We start from the raw sequence: 6,131 nt of genomic DNA, 5'->3' as shown, positions 1-6,131 counted from the left end.
CCCCCCTTTCTCGTTCCGGTTCAGTACCAGATGTCGAGGGACGGCACGGGGAAGGCGACCAACGCCCGGTCGAGCGCCTCGATGGCCGCAGCGTCGCCCGAGATCCGACCGGCGGCGTGCAGAGACGCCGCGCGAACTCCCCCGGCGTACAGCGAAGACAGCGCCGACACGTCGAGCACGATGTCGGCGGGATCTCCATCCTCGGCGACCTCGACCGTCGCGTCACCGGACTCGTCGATGCGCACGCGCCAGTCGCCGTTCGCGAACCCGAGCGAGTCCTCGACGCGCAGCACCGTGTCGAGCGGAGCGGAGTAGCGTCGTGCGGTCAGCGCGGCCGGGAGATCGAGGATGCGCAGCCAGCCGTGGTCATGCACCTCCTGCTTCACGCCGCGGGAGTCGGCGACGAGCCAGGGCAGCGGATCGTCGAGGGGACGGAGGTCGGCGACGACCTCGTCGACGAGGTCGTGCTGCAGCGCGAAACGCCACAGGGCAGCGCGCGCTTCGGTGGTCTCCGCCACGAGCAGCCGCACGTCCAGGCGGAAGCGCAAAGTGCCGTTCGCCTCACTCACGGTGTATGCCATGACGCCTCGAAGCGCACCGTCCTCGTCGAGATAGCGCACGCCACGGGCCTGATCCCGATCTGCGGTCGGCGCGACGCCCGCATACCCCTCCCAGCGGCCGCGCCAGCCGGGGATCTGTCCGGCCGTTCGTCGACGCGCGCGCTCGTGGACAGCCCCGAGGTCGGCGGCGAGTGTCTCGCGGTCGACGTATTCGAGGCGTCCCGGCGAGGTCTCGCCGCCCCACCCCGCCCGTCGTGTGTCCACGGTCAGGCGCGCGACCGGAACGGCGGAGCCGAAGCCGTAGCGCCCGTAGATCGTCGCCTCCGTCACGGTGAGACCCGCGACGGCGACACCGGCTGATGCTGCGGCCCGCAGCTCCCCCTCCAGAAGGGCTCTGGCGATGCCTCGGCGCCGATGGGTCGCCGCGACGGTGACGACGCTGATCGCCCACATGTCGATCTCGCCGCCGCCCGGAAGCGTGAGCGGAGTCGCCCACGCGTTGGTGGTCGCGACCGGCAGCGCCGCTTCCGCTGCCGACTTCTCGAACACGCCGATGTTGCGTCGTGCGGCGAAGGTCTTCGTGACCTGGGCGAGCATCTCACTGCTCGGTTCTGCGCCGAGGAACCCGCGGTCGACCGCACGCTGGAACGCCACGGCGCTCGCGTCATCGGTCAGATCGACGACGCGGTACTCGAGTCCGGCGGCCGCCAGTCGTTCAGTCGAGGTGGTGTCTGCGGGCACGTCCCGCGCATCGATGGAGCTCATCCATCCACACTACCGACGGGCTCGGACTCGCGGTCAGTGCTGGGCAGCCTGGGCTTCGCGGAGGCGAGCGAACACCTGGTCGCGCAGCTGCTCAGGAGCGGTCTCCTTGCACGCACGGGCGATGACCTCGGTGAGGGTCGTCGCCACGAGCGCCTCATCACGGCAGGACGGGCAGTGCTCGAGGTGCTCACGGATCTCGGTGTGCTCGGTCTTGCACACCTCGTTGCGGAGGTACTCCTCCAGATCCTGACGCGCTTTGTCGCAGCCGCAGTCGCTCATTTCTTGCTCCTCGTCTCAGCCGCGGCGATGCCCCGCTCGGCGGCGTAATCTGCCAGCAGCTCCCGCAGCATCCGCCTGCCACGATGCAGGCGGCTCATGACGGTGCCGATGGGGGTCTTCATGATGTCGGCGATCTCCTGGTACGCGAAGCCCTCGACGTCCGCGAGGTACACCGCGAGGCGGAAGTCCTCCGGCACGGCCTGCAACGCGTCCTTGACCACGGATGCCGGCATCCGGTCGATGGCCTCGGCCTCGGCGGAGCGGCTGTGCGAAGCCGTCGTGGATTCCGCACCGCCCAGCTGCCAGTCCTCGAGCTCATCGATCGTGCCCTGGAACGGCTCGCGCTGGCGCTTACGGTAGATGTTGATGTACGTGTTCGTGAGGATGCGGTAGAGCCACGCCTTGAGGTTGGTCCCCTGCGAGAACGTCGACCAGGAGCCGTACGCCTTCACGAACGTCTCCTGCACGAGGTCGGCGGCGTCAGCGGGGTTGCGCGTCATGCGCATCGCGGCGGCGTAGAGCTGATCCATGAAAGGGATCGCCTGCTCCTCGAACTCGCGTCGGGGGTCGCCGACGATGTCTGCGGTTGCGGTGTCATCCATCACCGGCCAGTCTAGGCCGCTGAGGTCGATCACCTCGCGCTCCAAGGTCGCCGGCATTCTCTCTCCTTCGCTTTCAGGAGCCTGTCTTTCGCGACGAAGCTTCCCGCGTTTACTAAGGTGAGAACCGATGAGCGCCAACAGGTATTCCCCCGCCCGGGTGCAGGGCACCTATCCTGCGCCCACCACCGACGTGCCGGTGCACGCCGAGCTCACGATTCCGGGCTCGAAATCGCTGACGAATCGCGAGCTGATGATCGCTGCGATCGCCGACGGCCCCGGCCGATTGATCGCTCCTCTCCATTCCGATGACTCCGCACGGATGGTCGATGCTCTGCGCGCCCTCGGCGTCGGCATCGAAGAGGCGGAAGCCGGACACGAGTTCGGCCCCGACCTCGTGGTCACCCCGGCGAAGCTCCGTGGTGGCACGACGATCGACTGCGGCCAGGCGGGCACCGTGATGCGCTTCATCGCCCCGCTGGCGGGCCTCGCCGAGCACGACGTGCACCTCACGGCGCATGAGACCGCACTGCATCGCCCTATGGGCGGGCTGATCAGCACCCTGCGGGATCTCGGCGTCGACATCGACGACGAGGGGACCTGGGCGCTCCCGTTCACCATCCGTGGTCACGGGCGCATCCGCGGCGGTCGAGTCGAGATCGACGCGTCGGCGTCGAGTCAGTTCGTCTCCGGGCTCCTGCTCGCCGCTCCTCGATTCGATGTCGGACTCCATCTCGTCCACGTCGGCGAGCACCTCCCGAGCCTTCCGCACATCGACATGACCATCGAGGCTCTGAGCCGCCGCGGCATCCGCATCGAGCGTCCGGCGGTCGGCGAGTGGCTCGTCGAAGCCGGCGTGCCGCGTGCGAAGGAGATCGCGATCGAGCCGGATCTCTCCAACGCCGCACCGTTCCTCGCGGCAGCCCTCGTGTCCGGTGGCTCCGTCTCCGTCACCGGCTGGCCGGCGCACTCCACGCAGCCGGGGGCGCTGCTGCCGGACATCCTGCAGGCCACCGGAGCGCACGTGGGTCGACACGGCGGCACCCTCACGGTGCGCGCCGGCTCCGGCATACGCGGTCTCGACCTCGATCTCTCCGCGGCGAGCGAGCTGACTCCGACACTCGTCGGCCTCGCCGCGTTCGCGGAGTCCCCGACGACGATCCGTGGCATCGGCCACATCCGGCTCCACGAGACGGACCGGATCGCGGCGCTCATCGGCAACCTCCGCGCGCTCGGCGGGGAGGCCGAGGAGCTCCCGGACGGGCTCCGCATCATCCCCCGCCCGCTGCACGGCGGCAGCTGGGCCGCCCACCACGATCACCGGATGGCCACGACCGGTGCACTGATCGGCCTGCGCGTTCCCGGTGTCGAGATCGACGACATCGGAACCACGGCCAAGACCCTCCCGGAGTTCACGATGCTCTGGGAGCGGATGCTGCGAGGTTGATGGTGAGCTGGCTCGACGACGGCGACGACCTCGATGACGACTTCGAGGACTTCGACGAGAGCAGCATCAGGACGCGCCCGAACCCCAAGGCGAACCGCCCGCGCACCAAGCGCCGCCCCGCGCACGAGGATGCGCAGGTGGGCAGGGTCCTCGGCGTCGACCGCGGCCGGTACTCGGTGCTCCTCGGTGAGAACACTGCCGACGAGCGCATGATCACCACCACCAGGGCACGGGAACTGCGACGCATGCCGATCGTCACGGGTGATCAGGCGCGTGTGGTCGGCGACACCTCGGGCGACGAGGGCACGCTCGCCCGCATCGTCGGCATCGTCGAGCGCACCTCGCTTCTGCGTCGCAGCGCTGACGACACCGACCAGGTCGAGCGCGTCATCGTCGCGAACGCCGATCAGATGCTCGTCGTGGTCGCCGCGGCCGACCCCGAGCCGCGGGCCCGTCTCGTCGACCGCTACCTCGTCGCTGCGCTGGACGCGGGGATACGACCGCTCCTGGTCGTCACGAAGACCGACATCGCCGACCCGACGGAATTCCTCACCCACTTCGACGGTCTCGACCTGCGCGTGTTCACCAGTGCGCAGGAGGAGATGCCCGTAGAGGAGATCGGCGAAGCGCTCGTCGGGCACTCCACCGTCTTCGTCGGCCACTCGGGGGTCGGCAAGTCCACCCTCGTCAACGCGCTCGTGCCCACGGCTCTGCGAGCCACCGGACATGTGAACCAGGTCACCGGACGCGGCCGCCACACCTCCTCTTCGACCGTCTCGCTGCGCTATGAGGGGGCCGGGGGCAGCGGCTGGGTGATCGACACCCCCGGCGTCCGCTCGTTCGGTCTCGGCCACGTGGATCCCGCCAACATCCTGGCCGCGTTCACGGAGCTCGCCGCGATCGCTCAGGATTGCCCCAGAGGGTGCACGCACCTCGCGGACGCCCCCGACTGCGCGCTCATCGAAGCGGCGGAACGGGGTGAGCTCGGCGACACCGGCCGTGCGCGGCTCGATTCCCTGCAGCGTCTGCTCCAGACGTTCGCAGACAAAGCGGAGCAAGCTCCCGGCCGTTAGGCTGGAGACGTGACCCAGCGCCTGGAACCCGGAACCGCAGCCCCTGACTTCTCCCTCCTCGACCAGGACGGGAAGACCGTGCGCCTCGCCGATCTGCACGGCCAGAAGACGGTGCTTTACTTCTACCCCGCCGCGATGACACCCGGCTGCACCACGGAGGCCTGCGACTTCCGCGACAGCATCTCGTCGCTCCAGGGCGCCGGCTACCGAGTGATCGGCATCTCGCGCGATGAGCCCGCCACGCTCACGAAGTTCCGCGAACGCGACGGACTCACGTTCCCGTTGCTGAGCGACCCCGACCATGCGACCCACACCGCGTACGGTGCGTGGGGCGAGAAGATGAACTACGGCAAGCTCGTCGAGGGCGTCATCCGCTCCACCTTCGTCCTCGACGAGGACGGAACGATCGTCCTCGCGCAGTACAACGTGAAGGCCACCGGTCACGTGGCACGCCTGCGCAAGCAGCTCGGTATCGATTCCTGACACCCGGCGCGGAGTTCACGCTCGGCGCGCCGCGGAGGTCACTCTGCCGCGCGTTGCTCGCCCTCGCGGCGCGCGCTCGAGATCAGCAGCACGAAGCCCACAAGCCCGGGGAGTCCGACCCCGAAGGTGAAGGCCCACGACACCGGCTGCAGCGTGAGGGAGGCCAGCGCCAGGGCTACCGCGAGCACCTGGAACACCACTCCCCCGGACCGCGCCCAGGACTTGCCGCTGCGAACACCGAAGGCGAAGGCCACCAACGCTGCGGCGCCGATGAGGGTGAGTGCGATCAGGGCCACAGCGGTCGGCAACGACGCCGCGTCACCGGCGCCGAGCCCCACCAGTTCGATCACCGCGAAGACGAGGAGTGCCGCTGCTTCCGCGGCGAGCACCGCCGCTGCAGCGAGAGCGATTCCAGGTGCGCGCACAGCATCTCCCAAGCATCGAAAGAGAACAAAACCCTTGATTTCGGGGTTTTCATGTAACAGAATAGAGAAAGTCATGTGCTCCCACAGCGGCGTGGGGCGAGCAATCACGCTCGCATCACAAATCGCGGGCATCCCGTCCGCACATCACCAGGGTAGCCGAACCCGAACTGCTGCCCGAATCCGAGAGGTCGCATCGCGACATCTCTTGAAATCCACACCGAGGAGCCCCCATGGACTGGCGCGATAAGGCCGCCTGCCTGACTGTCGACCCCGAGCTTTTCTTCCCCGTGGGGAACACCGGCCCGGCCGTCGATCAGATCGAGAAGGCGAAGACCGTCTGCGCCACCTGCACAGTCACGGAGATCTGCCTGCAGTACGCGCTGGAGACCAGTCAGGACTCCGGCGTGTGGGGCGGTCTCTCCGAAGACGAGCGCCGCGCCCTGAAGCGTCGCGCCGCACGCGCACGCCGCGCCTCCTGAACCTGCACGAAAGCGGCCTGA

Annotated in this window: 8 protein-coding genes; 4 read left to right on the top strand and 4 right to left on the bottom strand. The window is 68.7% G+C overall.

The window, feature by feature from the left end:
• Positions 1-20 precede the first annotated feature (20 nt).
• Genes ACNPM4_RS16330 through ACNPM4_RS16320 form a run of 3 tightly spaced genes read right to left on the bottom strand, consistent with a single transcriptional unit; the run spans position 21 to position 2,263 of the window.
• Positions 21-1,325 carry a GNAT family N-acetyltransferase gene (locus ACNPM4_RS16330; RefSeq protein ID WP_448986379.1) on the bottom strand — a complete coding sequence of 435 codons (1,305 nt, stop codon included), beginning with the start codon at positions 1,323-1,325 and terminating at the stop codon, positions 21-23.
• 33 nt (positions 1,326-1,358) lie between these two features.
• Entirely contained in the window at positions 1,359-1,604 is a 246-nt protein-coding gene (locus tag ACNPM4_RS16325) for a zf-HC2 domain-containing protein (RefSeq protein ID WP_029261944.1), read from the bottom strand.
• Positions 1,601-2,263 carry a sigma-70 family RNA polymerase sigma factor gene (locus tag ACNPM4_RS16320; protein ID WP_029261945.1) on the bottom strand — a complete coding sequence of 221 codons (663 nt, stop codon included), beginning with the start codon at positions 2,261-2,263 and terminating at the stop codon, positions 1,601-1,603. Before ACNPM4_RS16320 ends, ACNPM4_RS16325 begins: the two co-directional genes overlap by 4 nt.
• A gap of 70 nt (positions 2,264-2,333) precedes the next feature.
• Here ACNPM4_RS16320 and aroA point away from each other — a divergent pair, with 70 nt between their 5' ends.
• From aroA to bcp, 3 genes are read left to right on the top strand one after another with little or no spacing between them, the layout of a single operon-like run.
• The gene (gene aroA / locus ACNPM4_RS16315) at positions 2,334-3,650 is read left to right on the top strand and encodes a 3-phosphoshikimate 1-carboxyvinyltransferase (RefSeq protein WP_448986378.1); all 1,317 of its coding nucleotides are present in this window, start codon (positions 2,334-2,336) and stop codon (positions 3,648-3,650) included.
• Between the two features lie 2 nt (positions 3,651-3,652).
• Entirely contained in the window at positions 3,653-4,723 is a 1,071-nt protein-coding gene (gene rsgA / locus ACNPM4_RS16310; RefSeq protein WP_262001220.1) for a ribosome small subunit-dependent GTPase A, read from the top strand.
• A gap of 9 nt (positions 4,724-4,732) precedes the next feature.
• Entirely contained in the window at positions 4,733-5,206 is a 474-nt protein-coding gene (bcp, locus tag ACNPM4_RS16305; RefSeq protein ID WP_448986377.1) for a thioredoxin-dependent thiol peroxidase, read from the top strand.
• Between the two features lie 38 nt (positions 5,207-5,244).
• On the opposite strand, the gene ACNPM4_RS16300 is transcribed toward bcp, so the two are convergent.
• Positions 5,245-5,631, bottom strand: coding sequence for a hypothetical protein (locus ACNPM4_RS16300; protein WP_448986376.1), 387 nt, complete (start codon positions 5,629-5,631; stop codon positions 5,245-5,247).
• A 230-nt stretch (positions 5,632-5,861) separates the two neighbouring features.
• On the opposite strand from ACNPM4_RS16300, the gene ACNPM4_RS16295 reads away from it, so the two are divergent.
• Entirely contained in the window at positions 5,862-6,110 is a 249-nt protein-coding gene (locus ACNPM4_RS16295) for a WhiB family transcriptional regulator (RefSeq protein ID WP_017203224.1), read from the top strand.
• Positions 6,111-6,131: the final 21 nt, after the last annotated feature.

Source organism: Microbacterium umsixpiens (assembly GCF_053543675.1).
This window is presented reverse-complemented; position numbering and strand designations above follow the sequence as displayed.